Source organism: Litoribacillus peritrichatus (assembly GCF_039537985.1).
In the GTDB taxonomy this organism is placed as follows: Bacteria; Pseudomonadota; Gammaproteobacteria; order Pseudomonadales; family Litoribrevibacteraceae; genus Litoribacillus; species Litoribacillus peritrichatus.
This window is the reverse complement of sequence record NZ_BAABBN010000004.1, coordinates 99,389-120,900: the sequence shown is the minus strand read 5'-3', so window position 1 is coordinate 120,900 and position 21,512 is coordinate 99,389. Positions and strand designations below refer to the sequence as shown.

At 45.5% G+C, this 21,512-nt stretch carries 17 protein-coding genes; 9 read left to right on the top strand and 8 right to left on the bottom strand.

Going from position 1 to position 21,512, the window contains the following annotated elements:
* Positions 1 to 198, bottom strand: a complete 198-nt coding sequence (locus tag ABD744_RS01735) for a hypothetical protein (RefSeq protein ID WP_344794822.1) — start codon at positions 196 to 198, stop codon at positions 1 to 3.
* 246 nt (positions 199 to 444) lie between these two features.
* Here ABD744_RS01735 and ABD744_RS01730 point away from each other — a divergent pair, with 246 nt between their 5' ends.
* Positions 445 to 2,385: a ribonuclease R family protein gene (locus ABD744_RS01730; RefSeq protein ID WP_344794819.1), complete on the top strand. Its 1,941-nt coding sequence runs from the start codon at positions 445 to 447 to the stop codon at positions 2,383 to 2,385.
* 89 nt (positions 2,386 to 2,474) lie between these two features.
* Here ABD744_RS01730 and ABD744_RS01725 read toward each other — a convergent pair whose 3' ends face one another.
* A complete protein-coding gene (locus ABD744_RS01725) occupies positions 2,475 to 3,914 on the bottom strand; it encodes an alanine/glycine:cation symporter family protein (protein ID WP_344794817.1) in 1,440 nt (479 codons plus the stop codon).
* Positions 3,915 to 4,170: 256 nt separating this feature from the next.
* Here ABD744_RS01725 and ABD744_RS01720 point away from each other — a divergent pair, with 256 nt between their 5' ends.
* Positions 4,171 to 6,138, top strand: coding sequence for a TonB-dependent receptor plug domain-containing protein (locus ABD744_RS01720; RefSeq protein WP_344794815.1), 1,968 nt, complete (start codon positions 4,171 to 4,173; stop codon positions 6,136 to 6,138).
* A 41-nt stretch (positions 6,139 to 6,179) separates the two neighbouring features.
* Here ABD744_RS01720 and ABD744_RS01715 read toward each other — a convergent pair whose 3' ends face one another.
* A complete protein-coding gene (locus ABD744_RS01715; RefSeq protein WP_344794813.1) occupies positions 6,180 to 6,395 on the bottom strand; it encodes a hypothetical protein in 216 nt (71 codons plus the stop codon).
* Positions 6,395 to 6,850 carry a Tse2 family ADP-ribosyltransferase toxin gene (locus ABD744_RS01710; protein WP_344794812.1) on the bottom strand — a complete coding sequence of 152 codons (456 nt, stop codon included), beginning with the start codon at positions 6,848 to 6,850 and terminating at the stop codon, positions 6,395 to 6,397. The genes ABD744_RS01715 and ABD744_RS01710 overlap by 1 nt, the downstream gene beginning before the upstream one ends.
* A gap of 249 nt (positions 6,851 to 7,099) precedes the next feature.
* Here ABD744_RS01710 and ABD744_RS01705 point away from each other — a divergent pair, with 249 nt between their 5' ends.
* Both ABD744_RS01705 and ABD744_RS01700 read left to right on the top strand, forming a co-directional pair.
* A complete protein-coding gene (locus ABD744_RS01705) occupies positions 7,100 to 8,320 on the top strand; it encodes a methyltransferase (protein ID WP_344794811.1) in 1,221 nt (406 codons plus the stop codon).
* Positions 8,320 to 8,868 carry a hemerythrin domain-containing protein gene (locus tag ABD744_RS01700; RefSeq protein WP_344794809.1) on the top strand — a complete coding sequence of 183 codons (549 nt, stop codon included), beginning with the start codon at positions 8,320 to 8,322 and terminating at the stop codon, positions 8,866 to 8,868. The genes ABD744_RS01705 and ABD744_RS01700 overlap by 1 nt, the downstream gene beginning before the upstream one ends.
* 168 nt (positions 8,869 to 9,036) lie before the next feature.
* On the opposite strand, the gene ABD744_RS01695 is transcribed toward ABD744_RS01700, so the two are convergent.
* The gene (locus tag ABD744_RS01695) at positions 9,037 to 9,645 is read right to left on the bottom strand and encodes a flavin reductase family protein (protein WP_344794807.1); all 609 of its coding nucleotides are present in this window, start codon (positions 9,643 to 9,645) and stop codon (positions 9,037 to 9,039) included.
* A 33-nt stretch (positions 9,646 to 9,678) separates the two neighbouring features.
* Positions 9,679 to 10,482, bottom strand: coding sequence for a tRNA cyclic N6-threonylcarbamoyladenosine(37) synthase TcdA (gene tcdA / locus ABD744_RS01690; RefSeq protein WP_344794805.1), 804 nt, complete (start codon positions 10,480 to 10,482; stop codon positions 9,679 to 9,681).
* A gap of 155 nt (positions 10,483 to 10,637) precedes the next feature.
* Here tcdA and ABD744_RS01685 point away from each other — a divergent pair, with 155 nt between their 5' ends.
* From ABD744_RS01685 to ABD744_RS01675, 3 genes are all read left to right on the top strand, one after another.
* Positions 10,638 to 12,725, top strand: coding sequence for a sensor domain-containing diguanylate cyclase (locus ABD744_RS01685; RefSeq protein WP_344794803.1), 2,088 nt, complete (start codon positions 10,638 to 10,640; stop codon positions 12,723 to 12,725).
* Positions 12,726 to 12,874: 149 nt separating this feature from the next.
* Complete coding sequence (rsuA, locus tag ABD744_RS01680) at positions 12,875 to 13,564, top strand: 16S rRNA pseudouridine(516) synthase RsuA (RefSeq protein ID WP_344794801.1); 690 nt, start codon at positions 12,875 to 12,877, stop codon at positions 13,562 to 13,564.
* Entirely contained in the window at positions 13,564 to 14,640 is a 1,077-nt protein-coding gene (locus ABD744_RS01675) for a class I SAM-dependent methyltransferase (protein WP_344794799.1), read from the top strand. Before rsuA ends, ABD744_RS01675 begins: the two co-directional genes overlap by 1 nt.
* On the opposite strand, the gene dinB is transcribed toward ABD744_RS01675, so the two are convergent.
* Positions 14,637 to 15,812: a DNA polymerase IV gene (dinB, locus tag ABD744_RS01670; protein WP_344794796.1), complete on the bottom strand. Its 1,176-nt coding sequence runs from the start codon at positions 15,810 to 15,812 to the stop codon at positions 14,637 to 14,639. The genes ABD744_RS01675 and dinB overlap by 4 nt on opposite strands.
* Positions 15,813 to 15,982: 170 nt before the next feature.
* Between dinB and ABD744_RS01665 the strand changes: the two genes are divergently transcribed.
* Positions 15,983 to 17,122 (top strand): efflux RND transporter periplasmic adaptor subunit, encoded by a 1,140-nt coding sequence (locus ABD744_RS01665; RefSeq protein WP_344794794.1) that lies wholly within the window; start codon positions 15,983 to 15,985, stop codon positions 17,120 to 17,122.
* A 15-nt stretch (positions 17,123 to 17,137) separates the two neighbouring features.
* Positions 17,138 to 20,254 (top strand): efflux RND transporter permease subunit, encoded by a 3,117-nt coding sequence (locus tag ABD744_RS01660; protein ID WP_344794791.1) that lies wholly within the window; start codon positions 17,138 to 17,140, stop codon positions 20,252 to 20,254.
* Between the two features lie 69 nt (positions 20,255 to 20,323).
* On the opposite strand, the gene choV is transcribed toward ABD744_RS01660, so the two are convergent.
* Positions 20,324 to 21,502, bottom strand: coding sequence for a choline ABC transporter ATP-binding protein (gene choV, locus ABD744_RS01655; RefSeq protein ID WP_344794789.1), 1,179 nt, complete (start codon positions 21,500 to 21,502; stop codon positions 20,324 to 20,326).
* Positions 21,503 to 21,512: the final 10 nt, after the last annotated feature.

The window sequence follows — 21,512 nt, the reverse complement described above, 5'->3', positions numbered from 1 at the left end:
TTAATGGGCTTTTACCTTCACTTCATTACAACGTTCACAGCGATACACAGTTACCAGTTTGCCTGATTTAACATCAAACTGTTTGGACTTATCCACAGCCCACTTATGGAATCCATTAATGCACAAGGTCTTGCCTTTGGCTTTTTCCTTGGTTTTTTGTTTCTGATTCGGTTTTTTAAATTCTATGACTTGCCCCATACGAGCAGACCTCTCAGACAAAGTAAAAAAGCCACCAGTTTACCAACCGAATCAAGATTCTTTGACGGATCGCTGGCCTATTATAAACACTGGCGGTATCATGCGCTCCTAGAAATAATACCTGTTATAGGCCTTAATCGACAGTTCTGAATCCATCCAGACCTGACCAATCATCCTTTATATCGAGCCAACGAATATTCACTCGTCTCGATTTACTCAAAAGCGCATCAATTCAGAATTATTATCATGATTAATCCAGAAGCATTTGCCCAGTTAGAACAACTTAAAAGCGAAATCAAAGCAAGTAAACCAACATTTGAAGGCGAGATTAAAGCCACTTCCACCAAATTTGGTTTTGTCATTCTGGATGAAGGACGTGAAGTTTTTCTGCCTCCCGATGAATACATGAAAGTATTACCGGGAGACCGGGTCGAAGTGTCTCTGCTTAACGCAGAGTCGGATAAGCCCACCGCTGAAATTGAGCGATTGATTAAAAGCGATGTTTCCGATGTAATCGGCCGCTACATAATAAAAGGCAAAGGGCACTTTGTGGATGCGGAAATTGGCCGCGCCACCCGCTGGATATTCATTCCACCAAACAAACGAGCAAACGCTAAAGATGGCGACTTCATTGAATGTAAGCTGACACGTCACCCGTTTAAGTCAGAAGGTAAGGCTCAGGCAGAAATCCTGTCCGTTCTGGGGAATACAGAAACACCAGGCATTGAAGAACAGCTCATTATTCGTCGCTATCAGTTATCCCACCAATGGCCGGAAAAAGTCATTGAAGAAGCCAAGGCCATTACAGAGCAAGGCATTGAGGGCTTTAAAGCCAATAGAGAGAATCTGACGCACATTCCTTTTGTCACGATTGACTCATCCAACACACAAGACATGGATGACGCTCTTTACGCTGAACAGCAAGACAATGGCGACATCAAATTAATGGTGGCCATTGCAGATCCTGCAGCGTTGATCGCTCCCGGCAGCGCTATTGATGCCGAAGCGAAGAAACGAGCGACCTCGACTTACCTGATTGATAACGCCATCCCTATGATTCCTGCCGAGTTATCGACCGAACTCAGCTCATTAGTGGCTGATCAGGAACGTTTAGCCTTAGTCATTTCTATGGACATCGACAGCTCAGGTAAAACAAGCAATTTAGCGTTGCAAAAAGCCGTCGTAAAATCTCACGGTAAATTAAGCTACCAAGGCGTCGCTTCTTTCCTAACCGAAGATCAAGATAACCAAGAAGAAATTGCGACCTACTCCGACGCCATTCAGACATCATTAAAAGTGCTTGAACAAGCCAGTGCTCAACTGAACAACCAGCGTCCTACCTCTGTTTTACCAGACAGACCTGATTATCGCATTCGATTGAATGACAATAAGAAAGTCGTGTCTATTGAAAAACAATCAAAGACCGTCGCGCATAAAATTGTCGAAGAATGCATGATCGCCACCAACCAATTGGTTGCAGCCTTCTTAAAAGCTCAAAAAATTAACGCCTTGTTCATCAACCATGCCGGAATCAGAGAAGACAGGGTCGAACAGTTGGTTCAGTTGGTAACTAACCACGGTCTGAACATTCAAGGTGAGGCACTACGAAAGCCGGGCGAATACCAGCAAGTATTAAAGAGTGCCGATGCACTTGATCTGGACTTCCCTCTGGCGGTGATCGTAAACCGCAACATGGAGCGCAGCGAAATGACCTTAGAAGCCAAACCGCATGTAGGAATGGCCGCTGAGTGTTACACCACCTGTACCTCTCCAATCCGTAAATACAATGATTTAATTATTCATCGTATTCTTGCGGCGCATTTGACTGACGTACCTCAACCAGCGCTTTCTCTTGAGCAAGCCCAGTCCATTTACAGCCAACAGCTGCAATCTCGATCCGCCGCGAACGATCTGGAACAATGGATGAAGTGCCAATATGCTGAAACTCTGGCGGGCCAATCGTTTGAAGCAGTAATCTGCGGCGTAAACAGCGCAGGCTTCCACGCTCGCATTGATGAAAATGGCGTTGAAGGCTTTATCGCAACCAAAGAACTGGGTACCAGCTTTAATCAAGAACTGATGGAACACGCCAAAGAAGGCCAACGATTCCAGTTACAAGGCAATGTTACGATTAAAGTCAAAGGTGTCAATTGGGACAGAAAACAAATTAACTTCGAACTGGTTTAAGCTCTAGTCTGAAGCCGACTTAAACACCAGAAGTCATCCATAAAAAAGCCCGATCACTCGGGCTTTTTTATGCTATGAAAACATCAATTCTAAACTTCTGAACGGTTTTCCGTCCAAACGTCACTCTGAATCCGCTTTTCAATTTCAGGGTAGCGTTTCTTCTCAAACACAGGAATAACCCCTTTCTTATGCTGCTCTTCGTAATCTTTGAAGATCACTTTTACGTGTTTGAACAATAAACATAACGCCACTAAATTCACTAACGCCATGATGCCCATCGTCAAGTCTGCAAAGTTCCATACCAAAGGCAGACTACCAATGGAACCATACATAACGATGCCTAACAGCAAGATGCGATATGCATTCAACGCATTATCACTTTCAGTAATGAACTTCAGATTGCCTTCTGCGTAAGTGTAGTTCGCCACGATGGAGGTAAACGCAAACACAGTCACAATCAGCGCAATGAAAGTACCACTCCAATCACCAAGATGGGAAGAAAGCGCAACCTGAGTCAGTTGAATGCCTTTCAGATCTGAATCGGCATATCCGTCGAATAACAGCACAACCGCCGCAGTACAGGTACAGATTATGATGGTATCGATAAAAACACCGAACATCTGAAAGAAACCCTGTGTCGCCGGGTGATGAGGATTTGGGTTGGCCGTGGCTGCCGCATTGGCTGCACTGCCCATACCCGCTTCGTTCGAGAATAAACCCCGTTTGATTCCATTCATCATGGCAGCACCCAAAGCACCGGCACCCGCTTCCTGCAAACCGAATGCCGAGGAGAGAATATTCATGAATGCCGACGGCAGTTCAGGAATGTTCAACACCACCACAGTCAATGCAGCCAGGATATAGGCGATCGCCATCACAGGTACAACCACCTCAACAAACTTCGCGACGCGCTTGGTGCCTCCCCAAATTACAGCTGCGGTCGCTAAGGTAATAAAGACGCCACTTAACCAGGTCGGAATATCGAAGGATAGTTCCAATGCAGCGCTGATCGAGTTTGATTGAACGCCATTAAAAGCAAATCCGAAAGACACCATCAAACACAACGCAAAAATGACGCCCCAAAATTTAGAGCCCAACCCTTGCTCAATATAGTAAGCCGGTCCGCCTCGTGAACTGCCATCTTCGTTTTTGACCTTAAAGGTTTGCGCCAACGTTGATTCAACAAAGCTGGTTGCCATGCCAATGATCGCCACCAGCCACATCCAGAAAATCGCACCAGGGCCACCCAAACTAATAGCCACCGCAACTCCCGCCAGGTTACCTGTGCCAACACGAGCAGCTAATCCGGTACAAAACGCCTGAAACGGAGAAATTCCTCCTCGGGTTTCGCGACTGTTCTTTAAGTTTTTAATCATGTGTCCAAAATACCGGAACTGAACACAACGCGTAGCTAAGGTAAAAAACACACCCGAAATTAATAACAAATAAATAAGCAGATTACCCCAGACTACATCATTTAATGTACCTACGATGGTCATCAAATAGCCTTCAATGGTATCCAATGTCATGACTTTTCCCCGAAAATTTTGCGTAACGCGCAGATTAACCGATCCTCTTGTATTACAAGATAGCCAATTTCAGAACCCTGTGTTTTATAAGTGGTTTTTTAAGGCCCGAAAAAACTGTTTACGATTGATTAACAAAATTGCGTCACTGTTACTTTTTTTACACATCAAACATCGTCAATTACTTGACCATTTCTAAAGGTCTAGTATGGTTACAGAACATAACTTATAAGAATAATTTAGTAGCCATAGACTTTTTATGTGTATTCGTCTCTTTTTTTCTGTTCTTGTGTTTCTATTACACAGCACCCAAGTTGTCGCTGACAGCGAACCTGACGAAGACTTTTTTGACCTTCCTCTCGAGGCGCTCGGCGAAATTGAAGTTATAACCAGTAGCCGACAAAAGGAAACTGTTTCCCAAAGCCCATCAATAATCAGTGTATTAACCCGCAAAGATATTGAAAACCTTGGAGCGAATACACTTTATGAGGCGCTGAGTTTTGTTCCTGGAATTACTTTGACTGAAACGTATTTTGGATATACCGCTATTAATGTTCGTGGCACATTGCAGCCACATCACAATAATAAAGTATTAGTTATGATCAACGACCATCCTACGTTTGAGACCGTTACTGGCTCTTCACATCTTGAGTTCATGCCGTTACACATGATTGAAAGGGTGGAAATTATACGAGGTCCTGGTTCTGCATTATATGGCACTAATGCCCTCTCAGGTGTCATCAATATCATTACAAGAGACGGTGCCAGCTTAAACTCAACCGAACTCTACACCAGAATAGGACAAAACAACCACGGCTACGCCGAACTCATAAGCCAGGCCGGCCCTTTGCTGATCAGCGCCAGTACCCAAAAAGACAATGGCTATGATTACAACGACACCATCGATGAGCTGGGAGAACCCGTTAATCTGGATTATCAGAACGACCTGACCAACCTCTTCATTGACTTCACCCAGAATGATTTTCGATTAAACGTCGGTTACTTCAAACAAACCAAAATGAAATACGGTGTTTGGCCACAAGTCCAACAAGCTGGCACCCATGAATTCTCAGCCTATTACATTGACGCCAAATATAACTGGCAATTTGAGAATGGCGTTTTATCAACCCGACTTCGCCATGACCAAAACTCAAGACAAACCGATGGCGGCAATTTGATAGACCCGTTTACCCCGAACCGAAGCAACTACAACTCGACGCTTGATACCCAGAGCAGTATGTGGGCCTTCGACCTGAATTACGAATGGCACATTCAGCCTGGGATGTCCTTAATCAGCGGGCTGGAAATAGAACACGATAAGAGCGAGCCTTATTCCGTAACCTTCAATGACACGGGTGCAGACAACCAGCTTACGCCCTACTATGGCGAAATACGCACCACCAACAAATCCATCTTTACACAGTGGAAGTGGCAGGCTAATGATCAGCTTTCACTCATCGCCGGTGGCCGGTTAAATCATAATGAAGACGCTGGCATCAGCGATTTCGTTCCCAGACTGGGCGCCGTTTACTCCCTTTCTCCCGACACCCGGATCAAACTGCTCTATGGCGAAGCCTTCCGAAATCCGGATTATTTAGAGCGATACTCTGAATCCAACGTCATCCTCGGTGACCAGAGCCTCGACCGAGAAAAAATTAAAACCCTGGATTTAGGCATAGATACCCAATGGAAAACCCTGGCTTTGCGGATTAATGCATTTTATCAGCAACTGGAAGAAGGCATTGTCCGACAGCCACCCATGAACGGAGCATCTGCCACCTACGTAAATGGCAACGATGTGAACATCTGGGGACTTGAGTCCGAACTCAAATACTCACTGAACAAACAGCTCAGTGGTTTTGTGAACATTTCTTACAAAGAAGGTCAGGACAGCCAAAACAACGGGCTGGAATACATAGCGCACATCCAGGGCAATGCCTCTGTGGCCTATAAAGCCAGTAAGTACTGGGGCGCTTCCGCCAACGCTCAGTACATTGGAGACAAGGCCTACACCACCAACGACGGTACTTCTGGGAAAGTGAACGACTACCTGCTACTCAACACCAACCTCAGCTACCAACCTTCTGAGCGTTACAAATTCACAGGTAAAATAAAAAACCTGCTGGATGAATCCTACACGTACCCCGAGTACATTCGAACCAATCTGGTCGAAACGCCGGGCGGCCCGGGCAGAAGTTATTACTTCGAAGCGGCTGTTTTCTTTTGAATGACTTCTAAGCAACTAGCGGCGACCTAGCGCCGCTACCATTAAATCTTAAAATGCTTTTCTAACTGAGCAAACAGCTTTGGATTTTTTACAATTTCTTCTCGTAAATATTCCTTACACTCAAAAATCTGCATTAGCCACTCTTCTATATCTTCTAAATCAGATACAGTTTCACTGCTCCTTAAAGCATCATTAAATTTTATTGCATCATTAAGGGCACATATAATGGTTGCCAACCAATCATCTTTTACTTGCATTAAGCTATCTCATCTTTTTCTATCATTCCTGCCAACTGATTTAGCAGAAGTTTAAATTTTGCTAACGACATATCCATTTCAGGCGCTATAGTATGGTGCGTTGCATCGAAAACAGGGTTATAAGAATCTTTTACGATAACTAACCCTTTTGGTAATAATGTACCAGCTGGTAACTTATAATATTCCCACTGCCCTTTAAATGTATTTGGGCGATCAAAGGTACTTATACCTCTAGGTCTATCCCGAACAAAGACCCTGTCATTTTTAATCGTAATATCAGGTCTTCTTGGAGCACCTCTTTTTCTTTCTATTTCCGTTTCAACCAAGTTAAATAAAGGCTCTTGGCTTTTTACCTTTTTGGCTCGCCAAAGATCCACCGGAATCCTACGACCAAAATATCTATCAATGCTTCCTGACTCTAGCAACACATCTTCAAGCAACTCTATATTATCCATAATGTTTCCCTTTGCTTTCAGTACTTTAATCAAAATCAACAGGATTACTATCCAGAAAAAAACAACATAGGTTAACTACGCCAGAGTAATCCTATAGCTTCTGAAAATATATAAGGTGATCAAGGACACAACACTTCATTTTTCTGAGCAAATTTCAAACAGCTCACTCTTCGTCACCTTTGGGCTTGCGTCATCCACCACATTCAGTACACTTCGCCAGCTTCTTCCCGCAATACGGTTTGCTCACTCATGGTTTCGAACAACAGTGATACTCAACTTAGCCGAGATCAAATCCACCAGCGGTTTTCAGCGATAGACAAGGTATTAACTCAATACCAATCCATTTGGCGGCCAGAGCCTTTTCAGCACCTGTCACTCGAGTGGACGGACCAATATCCCAAGTTCGCAAACGCTCTGCTCCACCTGGGTGATGCCGAATTCAAGACACTCCAAACCGAACCAGAGTCGCTACTCACCTTCACGGAGCAAGCTCTGAACCTTACTGGCCAGCTCAGCGAATTAAGTGCTCTGCCAAGTTATCAACAGCCGACTCCGTTAACCCGAAACCCTCATTACAATACTGGGATACCGGGACGAAAACTGAACCAAATCGAAAAATTCATCCAGTGTTTACCACGTAAAGCAAAATACACTGACTGGTGTTGCGGTAAAGGCCATCTGGCTCGATTGATCTACAGCAATACGGCACGTCCTGTCATTGGGTTAGAATGGGACTCATCGTTATGTGACACCGGAAATCATGTATCCGAAAAGTTATTAGCTCAAGTCTCCATTTTGAATCACGATGTTATGACTCCAATTGAGAACCCATCAATTTTTGACGCTCACCAGGTGGCATTGCACGCCTGTGGCGATTTACATCAAACGGTGATCCGTCAATCATGCTTGCATGGCGCGCCATCGTTAAGTATTTCGCCTTGCTGTTATCAAAAAACCGCACACCGGGAATACGAATTGATGTCGGGTTTATCAAGCGAGTTGAAGCTGTCTCAAAAAGACTTGGCGCTGGCGGTACAAGAAACCGTAACCGCACCGGGGCGAGACCAAATCAGCAGACATACATTGAAACTATGGCGTGTCGCCTTTGACTTAATTCAACGGGATCATAACGAGCAAAACACCTATCAGCCTTGTCCATCGACGCCCGCATCCATCATAAAACTTGGGTTTGAAGCCCTAGTACAAAAGTTTGCACTGCACCTGCAAATCTCCCTTCCGAAAGATCTGGATTATGCAGCGTATTTGGAAAAAGCCGTTCGCCGCTTAGCGCAAATCGAACGCCTGGAGCTGGCCAGACACAGTTTTCGACGATTACTGGAGCTATGGCTCGTTTATGATCGGGCAATGTACCTTTCAGAGCAAGGTTACAACGTCCAGGTTGGCACGTTTTGCGATCGAAAACTAACCCCCAGAAACATCTTAATTAACGCAGAATTCGAGGTCGCTTAATGAGTCATTATTCCCTGTTTGAAGCCATTGATACACAGCATCAGTATCTTGGTGACGCCTTCTTATTGCATCAAGAGGCACTGCTCGTACAAAAACCTCAACTAGCGTTAACGATTTTTAATGCCTACCAACAATATCAAGTGGCACATTTAACCTTTGAGAATGAGCACCTACTGCCTGAATTGGAGAAAATCGAAGACATTCGCTGGCCCCATACCCTCTACGAACATGAACATAATAAAGTAGAAAAAATGCTGGCAAAATCCGCTTCAGAGCTGGAGGAAGGCGCATTGATTATCAAAGAAGGTGCGCCATCAAATACAGCTTACCGCCGTTGGGTCATTGAACTACTGGATCGACAGAAACAACTTAAAAACGTGCTCGAACATCACGAACAACGAGAAGAGCAAGGCATGTTAAATGAACTGGATAACGCATTATCACAGGAAACGTTAAGCCACCTTTGCGAGCAGCTTACCGCTCAAACCCGTTCGGCCCGAGAAGCCATCGAGGCATTGAAACCTGAATGGCTAAAAGCACTGGGTTAGTTGAGGGGGTTAAATTAGTTCTAATTATTTGACCACTTTTTCATATGTGTAGCCAACTGAGTGAGGAGTCTTTTAAATTGACAGACATCATGACGCCCAAAGAAACCAAGTCAGCATCTTAAAATACCTAAGCACGATACTCCCATGCTGACTCAGTTATTGATTGCTTTATTCTGGTCTTGAAATGGTGATGACCGAGCCAAGCCCTGCATATTCACTGCCACCTAAACGGGCAATAGGGTCAACACCCACAGCATTCACTTGCAACCTTTCAGATGTTTTGATCACCGATTCAGACAAGTACATATGTTTGACTTCGCCGTAAACCACACCTTGTTTGTTGTCGCCGATCTCATCCACTTTGTGCAAAACACAGTGCATGGCCACCTGACATTGCTCTAATCGCGGCAATGATGAAGGCCAGTCGGTATTCAGTGCAAGGTTGGAGTGGTCCACTTCCGAAACACCGTAATCAAGCGTTCTTGAGCTTTCAGTCATGTCGTTCGCTAAGTCCATACCGGCGATGTGAATCACGAATTCTTGAGTTCGCTCTATATTTCGGCGCGTATCTTTCACTTCACCCGATGGCTTCTTACCCACAGAAAACATCACAATCGGTGGTGTGCTGCAAATTGCGGTAAAGAAAGAGTATGGGGCCAGGTTGTAATTGCCTGATTCATTCTCCGTTAAAATCCAGGCAACCGGCCTTGGGATCACTGTTTGAGTCAACAAATGATAGGCCTGTGTTCCATTGACGTCGTTAAAATCAATAATCATGACAATCTCCTTATCTTCATAATTAAGCCGCTTTTATGCTTCGGCTTTATGACGTTTTTTTAAAATATGCTTGGTCATCAGTTCCAGCGCTTTGTTGGCGGCCATAAAACCAAACGATGCAGTCACCATAGTGACTGCACCAAAACCGGTATTACAGTCCAACTTGGTAGAACCGTCATCCAGCGCTTTTTGCTGGCAGACAGAGCCATCCGGCTGCGGATACACTAATTGTTCTGTAGAGTAGACAACAGGAATGCTATAAGTTCGCTTAGGGTTACGGGAATATCCGTAATTGCGTCGTAACCAGGAACGAACCCGACGAATCAACGGGTCATTGAACGTTTTATTCAAGTCCGCTATTTCAATTTTGGTCGGATCAGTCTGGCCACCGGCCGCTCCGGTTGAAATCATTGGAATCTTAGAACGCTTACAATGATTTAGTAATGCCGCTTTGGGTTTCAGACTATCAATGCAATCAACAACGCAGTCAAAATCCTTATGAATCAAGTCAGCCACATTTTTGGCATCGACAAAATCCATCACAGTAACCACTTCACAATCCGGGTTGATGGATCGAATGCGATCCGCCATGACATCAATTTTTAACTGGCCAACCGTTTCAGTCAACGCATGCACCTGTCGATTTACATTGGTGACACAGATGTCGTCCAGATCAATCAGAGTAATCTTACCAACCCCTGAGCGCGCCAACCCTTCCGCCGCCCAGGAACCCACACCGCCTATCCCAACCACACAAGCATGCGCAGTCTGATAGATGGATAACTGATCAACGCCGTAAAGCCTGCCAATGCCGCCAAAACGATCCTGGTACGTCACTGCTTTTATCACCTCAATTTCGGTCTACACTTATAGAAAATTTGGTCTAAAACCCAATAAGGCCGCAATTCTAACAGAAGATGAAAGGAATCGGTTATCAATACCCAAAAACACAAAATAACAAATACCCATAAGCCAACGAGTCGTCTAGCTTCATGAGTCTTGTATCTAAAATCGCGGCCGTTGCGATTTCGGCCTTCGTCGCTTTTTTACTGATTCAGTTATTAAGCCATCAATTGCTCGTCAATAAAAACCTGGAAACGCTGGAAACCGCGTTTTCTTTGCGCGAGCTGGAACACAGCCAGCAGTTTCTGAACAGCCAGTTGAATCAGCTGGAAACCACCACCGTTGATTGGTCCATTTGGGATGAAAACTACGATTTTATGAGGGGCGAAAACAACGACTTTGTTCGCTCGAACATCCATTCGCCCAGCTTAGAGGCACTCAAGGCTCATGGCATTATTTTGCTTAAACCGGATAAAACCCTGAAAGCCGGGATTATGTCAGACGCGCGGTATTCGATAACACCACATTTATTAAATGAATTTGTTCAGCAACACGGCCACATTATTGATTTAGTCGAAGACATCAACTATTCAAAAACCGGAATGTTGGTATTTAATGAGAAAATCTATTTTGTGTCAGTGCACAGCATTCTGCGAGGCGACTACAGCGGCCCTTCTGCTGGTTGGTTAATCATGTTTCGGTTGGCGACCCCAAAATTATTCGAATCCCGTCAATCCACACTGAATACCAAAACCACCATATCCACCTTGGCGTTTTTCACAAATCACAGCCAAGAAAGTTTGTCTCAGGAATCGATCATCATTGAGAAACAACCCAATAAACTGGTTGCTTCAAAATACCTGACCGATATCTACGGTAAACTGAATATCGCCCTGAGTACTGAGATGCCACGAGAATTCATCAACCAAAGCCAATCCACTTTCAACCAGGTTCTTTATAACCAGTTAATTACTGCGGCAATCATTGGCTTGATTTCATTTTTGTATTTACGACGCTGGATATCGCTGCCTTTATCTCGCTTAATTAATACCTTCGAAAACACAGCCTCTTTGGAGGACGTTCATATACCGAAAGAAAAAACACGCAAAGATGAAATCGGCCGTTTAACCAACATCCTCAGAGAAGCCATCGAAAAATTAAGGCAAAGCCTGAATTACGAACATGAGATTCAGCAAAGAAGCATGAAACAAAACAAACTGTTGTTTGAACTCGCTAACGATAAAGATTTAAACGAAGGGCATTTGCACCAATCCTTCTATAAAATACTGGCGTCATTAGTCACAAATACCGAGAGCGAACGCAGCTCCATCTGGCTGCTTAACCAAGACCTGGATACCGCCCAATGTTATGCCTGCTATTCCAAATCAGGCGACAATGTAGAAACCAACACCAAAGTATCCACCAACGTACTCACTCAAAGTCTGTTAAAGAAACTGATCAAACAACGAACTTTCATTACCGATCTCGACACCAACCGGACTAAGGAGTTATTGGGGATCGATGTTTACGACAACGCAGTTATTTGCCCAATCATTGTCGGTAAACAAGTGCAAGGGGCCCTCATTTCAGAATTCAAGCCAGAGAATAAATCAGACATCTCGGGCAACGAACTGTTCTTGGCCTCGGTGTCCGAGCTGTGCAGCAACAGCATTTACGCCAACGAACGAAAGCAGCTTCAAGAGCAGCTTTCTCACATGGCGCATCACGATTCATTAACCGGAATTCCTAACCGGAGCTTCTTTAATGTTCTGCTGGAAAAATCCATTGCACGAGCCAAGCGGGAAAGCCGTGGCTTTTCTTTGCTTTACATTGATCTGGACAAATTCAAACCGGTCAATGACCGCTTCGGTCATTCAACTGGCGATCAGCTTCTTATTCAGGTAACCAAACGCATCATTGAGCGACTTCGGGAGTCCGATACCTTGGCAAGAATTGGCGGGGATGAGTTTTTAGTGTTATTGGATGACACAGACAACCGACCGGATGCCGAACTGGTCGCTACCGAATTAATCGCCGTGATCAACCGCCCTTTCGAAATCAATAATCAGGTCATTCGAATCGGCTGCAGCATTGGCATTTCTCTGTATCCGGAGCACGGCAATGACATAGACCAATTGATCATCTCGGCGGATCACGCCATGTACCAAGTAAAAAAATCCGGGCGCGGAGCACTTGCCGTTGCCGAACAACCTAAATTCAGCTCAAATTCTTCCTAACCATGACAGACGGGTCTGTTACAATAGATTCCGTTGTTATTAATTACACTCAAGCCTTTTCGTTCAAGCTGATTCGTTCAAAAACAGTTAATCACGTTATGCTTAATTAAGTATTATTTATTCAAGTTACAGTTACTCAAGTTACAGTCATGCGCCTAGATAAATACCTTTGTCACAATGCGAGCATTACTCGCAGTGAAGCTAAAAAAGCCATTAAAAAGAAACAAGTGACGGTCAATGAGTCCATCATCACCGACCCGTCCCTGCATATATCCATTGACGATGAGGTCTGCATTAATGACACACCCATTCGACACTTGGGCACCCAATATCTGATGCTGCATAAACCGTCCGGTTTTATTTCTTCCACCGAAGACGGTCAGTACCCAACCGTGATCGACTTAATTGACGAACCCGCCAGAGGCCTTCACCCAGCAGGCCGGTTGGATGTAGATACCACAGGTTTGGTATTGCTAACCAACGACGGTCAATGGGCTCATAAAGTCACCAGCCCAAATCACGAGTGCAAAAAGCAGTATCTGGTCAGTTTAGACAAAGAAATTACCGACAAAGCCATTGAAATGTTAACGGCTGGCATTTATTTCAAAAGTGAAGAACGTAAAACCCGCCCTGCCGCCGTCAAGGTCATAGAGTCGACATTGGTGGAACTGACCATTTCGGAAGGCATGTTTCATCAGGTGAAGCGCATGTTTGCTGCCACAGGTAACGAAGTGATTGATTTGCATCGCAGCCAAATTGGCGACATTATTCTGGACCCGACGCTGGAACCCGGCGAATACCGCCCCTTAACCCAACAAGAAATTGAGAGTATCCGCTAGTGCATACATTGAACCAAACTTTTCTCGACCAAATTCAAAACTGTACTGGGCCGGTACTTTGGGTATTAGATGAACACCCCTTCGACTTACATCCGTCATTACTGCCTAAACACCTGCAAATCACTTTCCTGTCGAACCGGATTGATCAGGTCAATGCACTGAAAAAGTCCGGAATTGAGTGTTTATTCAGTGATTTCGATTTTTCAGTGTTTGATCGCAGCTTGTTTGAAGCCATCCTGTACCGAGTGTCCAAAGAAAAAGCGGTGGTTCACCACATCATAAACCAGTCAGCCAGTGTGCTAAAAGAAGGTGGCCTTTTATACCTTGCCGGAGGGAAACACGAAGGCATTAAAACCTACACAGACAAAGCCGCTAAATACCTGAATTGCGACAAGCAAATAGAAAAGCTCAACAAAGACTTATGGCTCGCCAGTCTCCATAACCACCATTCGGATCAAACCAAACTGGACGATAAAAACTATTCAGAGCTGACCACCATCGGAACAAATAACGGCTTAACCTTTATCAGCAAACCCGGTGTGTTCGGTTGGAACAAAATTGATCAGGGCAGTGATTTGTTGATAGAACAAATGCCTGAGTTCATTAAGCGACAAAACATTTCAGACGACCTCAAAACAGGTCGGGTACTGGATTTGGGCTGTGGCTACGGTTACCTGTTAGCCAATATGAAACCTTATGGCTTCTCCACCTTTGTTGGCACCGACAATAACGCCTCCGCCATTGCAGCCATTCAGGCAACGCTGGCGGCCAATGACATGGAAGCCGATATCATTCCAGCCAACTGCGCAGACACCATCACAGACCCTTTTGATGCCATCGTTTGCAACCCGCCATTTCATCAGGGGTTTTCAGTGGAAAATGAGATGACTGATCGCTTTCTTGCTACTACCCGGCGACTGCTGGTATCGGGCGGTGCAGCACTGTTTGTAGTGAACGCCTTCATTCCACTGGAAGAAAAAGCAAAGAAATACTTCAAACGAATCGACCTGCTGGCGCATAACAAAAGCTTCAAAGTCATTCGGTTAAGCGGCAAAAGGCCAGTTTTCAAAGATTAATCGCAGTCCGAATCAAAGAGGTCTAACTGAGTCAGCTCCCCGTCACTGCGCATATCTTTTAAACCGACACCTAAGCCGATCAAGCGGATCGGCTTATCCTTCCTTTCACACGCCACTTTTAATAGTTCAATGTATTCATGCTGAGAACCAGCGCAGGACCGCAATTGCTCTTGCGCCGAGTCCAGTGTGGTCTGTACAAAATCATTGAATTTCACTTTCACGAACAACTTATTGATCAGATAATCGTCTTTCAATCGCTTCTGTAACCGTGTTTCCAGCTGGTTTAATAAGGCCGGTACTTCGGCTTCCAGCTGAGCAAACGTATCTAAATCCCGCTCAAAGGTATGTTCGACGCTTAAAGATTTTCGCCTGCGTTCTGCCCGGACTTCCCGGTTATCTTTACCGCGAGCCAAATCATAAAGTCTTGGCCCAAAACTGCCAAAACGTTCCACCATAGTCAGTAAATCCAACGCTCGTAGATCACCGCAGGTTTTAATGCCTAAGTCTGACAGTTTTTTTTGCATGACTTTACCAACGCCGTGTATTTTACCCACAGGTAAACCCACCACAAATGCCTCAACCTGAGCAGGCGTAACCACAAACACGCCGTTGGGTTTATTCCAGTCACTCGCGATTTTGGCTAAAAACTTATTCGGTGCTACACCAGCCGAGGCAGTAATCCCGGTCACCTGTTCAATACGAGCCCGGATTTCTTCCGCCATCAAAGTTGCACTGCCTTTACAGTCCGTACTTTCAGAAACATCAAGGTATGCTTCATCCAAAGACAAGGGTTCAATCAAGTCGGTGTAATCTGAAAAAATGGTGTGGATCTGTTGAGAAACGGTTCGATAAACGTCCATTCTGGGTTTTACAAAAATCAGGTGCGGACACAACTTGAGTGCCTGAGCGGATGACATGGCTGACCGAACACCAAATTTGCGCGCTTCATAACTGGCCGTAGCAACCACACCCCGGCCGTTGGGACTCCCCCCCACTACGATGGGTTTATTCAGTAACGCAGGATTATCCCGGACTTCCACCGCCGCAAAAAAGCAATCGCAATCTACGTGTATTATTTTTCGGGCACCAGGCTCAGTCCCGGAACGCTTATCAACTGTGGCGTGATGTTCAACAGTAAAGCTGCGTTCAGCAGCCAAGAAATGTTCTGCCATAAATAAAAGGAACCAATTACGACGAATACGATCAATAACAGCAATCAAACAATAGCACACCACTGGATATATAAACAGTTACGAAATTGTAAACCAATGGTGAACTTATTCATTAAATTCCATTATGATAATTTTTATTCTTAATCATAATGTTATGGACAATCCCCCCAATGAAAAAACGCTTACTCATACCCACACTGACACTTTCCAGTTTATTCCTGATCGCTTGTTCGGATGACCCTGCAACCCAAAACCAAGCTAACATGCCAGCGCCTAAAGTAAGCGTTATTCAAGTCACGTCTGAAAAAGTAAACCCAAGCAAAGAATTCGTTGGTAAAACCGAAGCCAAAGAAGACGTCAATATTCAGGCCCGAGTGCAAGGTTACTTAGTCAAACAACACGTAGGCGATGGCGTAAACGTGAAAAAAGGCGACCTTTTGTTTGAACTGGACAGCGATACCTACGACGCCGAAGTCACCAAAGCTCAAGCGAAAGTGGCTCAGGACAAAGCCGCCGAAGACGAAGCACAGCGTAACTACAAGCGGGGCAAAGAGTTAATCGTCAAAGGGGCGATCAGTGAATCTCAGATGGATCAGTTAACCAGCAAAAAACTGCAAGCCGACGCAGCCATTAAAGTCTCTAAAGCGGCCCTGAAAACAGCAGAGTTAAATTTAAGCTACACCAAAATCCATGCCTCAACCGACGGCAGCATGAGCCAGGCAAAAGTCAGTATTGGCGATTTAATTACCCCAAGCACAACGCTCGCGACCTTAGTAAAAACTGACCCTATGTACGTCAGCTTCCAAATCAGTGAACGAGAGCTAATTACGTTCCGAGAAGAAAGAATGGCTGCGAAGCAAGCTGGTAAACCGATGCCAGAACTGATCGCAAAATTAAAGCTGCCAACAGGTACGATTTATCCACATGAAGGGGCGTTCGATTTTCTGGACAATCGAGTGGATCAAACCACAGGCACCATTAAGATACGAGCACAGTTTCCAAACCCGGATAACTTCCTGTTACCAGGCCAACACGTCACTATGTTGGTTGAACGAGGCGAAGGCGTCGATCAGTTAGTCATTCCTCAAAAATCCATTCAAGAAGATCAATCCGGTAAGTTTGTACTCATTCTCGGCGAAGACAACCTGGTCGAAAAACGCCCTGTTGAATTGGGTTCCAAGAAAGGCATCAATTACGCCGTAAAATCAGGGCTTGAAGTCGGTGAACAAGTCATCGTTGACGGTCTTCAAAAAGTCCGCATCGGTGGTAAAGCGACTTCGCAAACTGCGACGTTACCGGCCGCAAAATAAAAAAGGATTTTTGCCATGTTTAGCCAGTTTTTTATTAGCCGACCCAAATTTGCCTTCGTAATTGCTATTGTAATTTCGTTGGCGGGTTTGATCGCTATGCAGGTTCTGCCCATCGCAGAATTCCCGAAAATATCGCCTCCGGTCATCCAGGTGACTGCATCTTACCCTGGTGCTGATGCACAAGTGGTCCAAGAAACCGTTGCTGCCCCCATTGAAGAAGAAGTCAACGGAGTTGAAGGCATGTTGTACATGTCTTCGAAGAGCGCCAATGATGGCAGCTACACACTCAGCGTTACGTTTGAAATTGGTACCGATCCGGACATGGCACAAATCGATGTGCAAAACCGAGTCAGCCGGGCCAACCCAAAACTGCCTTCCGATGTAGTGAAGCAAGGCGTTGCGGTGGAGAAAAAATCCACCGACATGTTATTGATCGTAAATTTATATTCCCCTAAAGAAACCTACGACGGCCTCTTCCTGTCCAACTTCACCAGCATTAACGTAAAGAATGACATTTCTCGTATTAACGGCATCAGTGATGCGACCATTATGGGTGAAATGGACTACGGCATGCGTATCTGGCTGGACCCAGAGCGCATGGCATCGCTGGGGGTAACCACAGCCGATGTACAGTCAGTCATTTCAGAGCAAAATGTACAAGTCGCTGCGGGCCAGTTAGGCGCTGCGCCTTCACCTCCTGAGCAGCAATTCCAGTACACCTTAAAAGCGAAAGGTCGATTAACGTCAGAAGAAGAATTTAACAACCTCATCGTAAGGTCTCGCTCAGACGGTTCCAGTGTCTTTTTGAAAGACATTGCCCGAATTCAATTGGGTTCCGCAAGTTACAGTTGGTACGGCGAATTAAATAATCAACCCGGTGTGTTACTTGCTATTTACCAGTCTCCGGATGCCAATGCATTGCAAGTGGCGGAAGACGTTTACAAATTAATGGATGAGCTTTCCGCCCGATTCCCGGAAGACATTGAATATGAAATTCTTTACGACACCACCAAGTTCATTAAAACCTCCATTGATGAAGTAGTACTTGCCCTGTTCCAGGCCGTGTTCCTGGTCATTCTGGTGGTATTTATCTTTTTGCAGGATTGGCGCTCAACACTTATTCCTGCCATTGCTATTCCGGTATCTTTGGTGGGTACCTTTGCGGTCATGCTGGCGCTTGGTTTCTCCATTAACACGGTCAGTTTGTTCGGGCTAATTCTCGCTGTGGGTATCGTGGTGGATGATGCCATTGTCGTGGTAGAAAACGTTCAAAGGCACTTGGAAGAAGGGCTCTCTCCTGTTGAAGCCACACGTGTTTCCATGAAAGAAGTGAGCGGCCCTGTGGTTGCAACCACCTTAGTATTATTGGCTGTTTTTGTACCCGTCTCTTTGATGCCCGGCATCACAGGCCAAATGTACAACCAATTTGCGGTCACCATTTCAATCGCTGTACTGATTTCCTCAATTAATGCACTGACTTTAAGTCCTGCCTTGTGTGCCTCTTTGTTGAAGCCTGGCAAGTTCAAACCCAACCGATTCTTTACTGCGTTTAATAATGTCTTTGATCGCATCACTGCGTCTTACAGTCGAGCCGTCAGTTTCAGTATTAAGCGTATCTCACTTGTGGTTATTACCTTGGCCGTGGTGTTCGTATCCATCGGTGGTTTAATGAATATTCTTCCGAAAGGCTTCATCCCGAACGAAGATAAAGGCTATTTCATGGTGGATATTCAGCTACCGGACGGTTCAGCACTTAACCGGACCGGTGAAGTCATGAAAGAAGTAACGGATGCCATCAATAAAGAAGCGGGCATCAGTAATGTGATGACGGTTAGTGGTTTCAGCCTGATTTCCGGAGCTGTTTCTTCCAATGCCGGTCTGGCCATTGTTACTCTGGATCACTGGGATGAACGAAAAGACCCGGCCCTTCATCAGCAAGCTATTTTGCAGAAAGTACAGGCCAAATTAGCGTCTATTTCAAGCGCCAACATCCGAGCCTTCTCGACACCAGCCATTCCTGGTTTAGGCGGTACCAGCGGTCTTGAGTTAGTGCTTACCGACCTTCAGGGCCGAGATGCACAGTCATTGGCGGCCGCTATGCGCAGTTTTATTCTGGCCGCGAACCAGGCACCGGAAATTCGCTTTGCTTTCAGTACGTTTACCGCAGACATTCCTCAACTGTTCGTTGATGTCGACCGCGTTAAAACCAAGAATCTGGAAATTCCATTATCAGAAGTCTTCATGACGTTACAGGCTCAGCTAGGTTCGCTCTATGTAAACGACTTTAATAAATTTGGTCAGGTCTATCGCGTAATGATTCAGGCAGAAGCAGAGTTTCGTGACGACGAAAGTGATTTAGCCAAACTTCACGTAAGGACCTCTGAAGGTGAAATGGTTCCGCTAAGTACCCTGCTGACCACCAGCTCAGTGCTTGGCCCGGACGTGATCAATCGTTACAACATGTTCAACTCAGTGACCGTTAACATCATTCCGGCACCGGGTTACAGCACCGGTGAAGCCATGGCCGCTGCCGAGCGACTTGCCAAAACGTCTTTACCGGACGGCTACGACTCTCAATGGACGGGGATGGCTTACCAGCAAATCATTGCAGGTAACCTGGCACCGATTCTGTTCAGTTTAGCGTTGATTTTTGTGTACTTATTCCTGGTCGCTCAATACGAAAGCTGGAGTGTTCCGATTCCGGTAATGCTTTCTGTTCCGATCGCAATTCTGGGCGCCATCGGCATGCTGTTTGCGATGAACAACCCATTCGACTTATACGCTCAAGTGGGGATGGTGTTATTAATCGGCTTAGCCACCAAGAACGCCATTTTGATTGTCGAGTTTGCCAAGTCCAAGCGGGAAGACGATAAAGTCTCTATCAAAGAGGCCGCTTTAACGGCCGCTACCATGCGTTTCCGGGCGGTACTTATGACCGCGCTGTCATTCGTCCTCGGCATCTTGCCTCTGATCTTAGCGGTCGGCGCAGGCGCAGCCAGCCGTCACTCCATCGGCTTCACCGTGTTCGGCGGTATGATGGCCGCTACCGTGATAGGGACACTGCTGATTCCGGCGTTTTATGTGATGATTCAATCATTACGTGAAAAAGTAAAAGGCACGCCCCAAAGCTAACGGGCAGCCTGAACGAAAAAACGGAGCCAATTGGCTCCGTTTTTTATCCCGACTAAAAAAACTTAAACGCTAGTCGTCTTCCAACAGCTTACCCAGCAATGCATGATAAATGTCTTTATCCCCTACATAACCGACAATCTGTTGGTTATTGGTTGTAAATACGCCATGTCCTGTGTGATACCGGATCTCCATCACATCTTTCATTGAAGAGTCCAGCGGCACCACTGTAGGTGATTTGGCTAGCTCTTCAATGGATCGACCTGGAATCCAAGACTGAATGGCTAACTCCGTTTGACCATAACGCACTTTGCTGGTTTCAATGGAATGACCTGAGTCCAACCAGTAGTCGTAGCGATGACTTAAACAATAGCTTTCACCGGTTTTATCCAAAGCACTCAACGGTCGTTGAATCGCATGGGCCTTCAGCACGTCCACTGGGTTAGTGTGTGCTACAAAGTTACGAACATATTCATCCGCCGGATTAAGAATAATATTCTCGGGCGTGTCATGCTGAACGATCTGACCGTCCTTCATAATGGCAATATGATTACCCAGCTTGAGCGCTTCGTCCAGATCGTGACTGACAAACAATACGGTTTTATTCAACTGTTCTTGCAGTCGAAGTAATTCATCCTGAAGCTGATTTCGAATCAAGGGGTCCAGCGCAGAAAATGGTTCATCCATCAGGATGATGTCTGTTTCCATGGCCAACGCCCGAGACAAACCAACGCGTTGCTGCATACCTCCGGACAACTCCGATGGTCGCTTTTTAGCCCACTGAGACAAGCCAACCAAGTCCAGCTGATGCATGACTTTTTCACGAATTTCACGCTTACCTAAGCCTTTCTGCTCCAGGCCAAATGCCACGTTCTGATACACCGTCAGCCAAGGCATCAACGCAAACTTCTGAAACACCATAGTTATGCGTTCCATCCGAACTTTACGCTTCTCGGCTTCGTCCAGCGCCAGAAAGTCCTGCATACCTTGATCCGTTTTGATCTGAACCTCACCCCGAGTAATCGAGTTAAGGCCATTGGCCGCACGCAACAAACTGGATTTACCCGAACCAGACAACCCCATCAGCACACAAATTTCGCCCTTATCCACAGATAAGCTGGCATTACGAACAGCAGCCGTCAAACCCGTCTGAGTCAGAATCTCATTGCGGCTCAGCCCTTGATCCAACAAGGTTAAAGCCCGCTCAGGTTGTTTGCCAAATACCACATCGACGTTTTTAAACTCAATCATTTCGCTAACA

What these genes read in the sequence shown, in the direction of transcription:
- ABD744_RS01735 (WP_344794822.1), bottom strand. Translation starts at nt 198, where the DNA reads ATGGGGCAAGTCATAGAATTTAAAAAACCGAATCAGAAACAAAAAACC.
- ABD744_RS01710 (WP_344794812.1), bottom strand. Translation starts at nt 6,850, where the DNA reads ATGGATAATATAGAGTTGCTTGAAGATGTGTTGCTAGAGTCAGGAAGC.
- choV (WP_344794789.1), bottom strand. Translation starts at nt 21,502, where the DNA reads ATGATTGAGTTTAAAAACGTCGATGTGGTATTTGGCAAACAACCTGAG.
- rsuA (WP_344794801.1), top strand. Translation starts at nt 12,875, where the DNA reads ATGCGCCTAGATAAATACCTTTGTCACAATGCGAGCATTACTCGCAGT.
- dinB (WP_344794796.1), bottom strand. Translation starts at nt 15,812, where the DNA reads ATGGCAGAACATTTCTTGGCTGCTGAACGCAGCTTTACTGTTGAACAT.
- ABD744_RS01700 (WP_344794809.1), top strand. Translation starts at nt 8,320, where the DNA reads ATGAGTCATTATTCCCTGTTTGAAGCCATTGATACACAGCATCAGTAT.
- ABD744_RS01715 (WP_344794813.1), bottom strand. Translation starts at nt 6,395, where the DNA reads ATGCAAGTAAAAGATGATTGGTTGGCAACCATTATATGTGCCCTTAAT.
- ABD744_RS01705 (WP_344794811.1), top strand. Translation starts at nt 7,100, where the DNA reads ATGGTTTCGAACAACAGTGATACTCAACTTAGCCGAGATCAAATCCAC.
- ABD744_RS01730 (WP_344794819.1), top strand. Translation starts at nt 445, where the DNA reads ATGATTAATCCAGAAGCATTTGCCCAGTTAGAACAACTTAAAAGCGAA.
- ABD744_RS01695 (WP_344794807.1), bottom strand. Translation starts at nt 9,645, where the DNA reads ATGATTATTGATTTTAACGACGTCAATGGAACACAGGCCTATCATTTG.
- ABD744_RS01665 (WP_344794794.1), top strand. Translation starts at nt 15,983, where the DNA reads ATGAAAAAACGCTTACTCATACCCACACTGACACTTTCCAGTTTATTC.
- ABD744_RS01685 (WP_344794803.1), top strand. Translation starts at nt 10,638, where the DNA reads ATGAGTCTTGTATCTAAAATCGCGGCCGTTGCGATTTCGGCCTTCGTC.
- ABD744_RS01720 (WP_344794815.1), top strand. Translation starts at nt 4,171, where the DNA reads ATGTGTATTCGTCTCTTTTTTTCTGTTCTTGTGTTTCTATTACACAGC.
- ABD744_RS01725 (WP_344794817.1), bottom strand. Translation starts at nt 3,914, where the DNA reads ATGACATTGGATACCATTGAAGGCTATTTGATGACCATCGTAGGTACA.
- ABD744_RS01660 (WP_344794791.1), top strand. Translation starts at nt 17,138, where the DNA reads ATGTTTAGCCAGTTTTTTATTAGCCGACCCAAATTTGCCTTCGTAATT.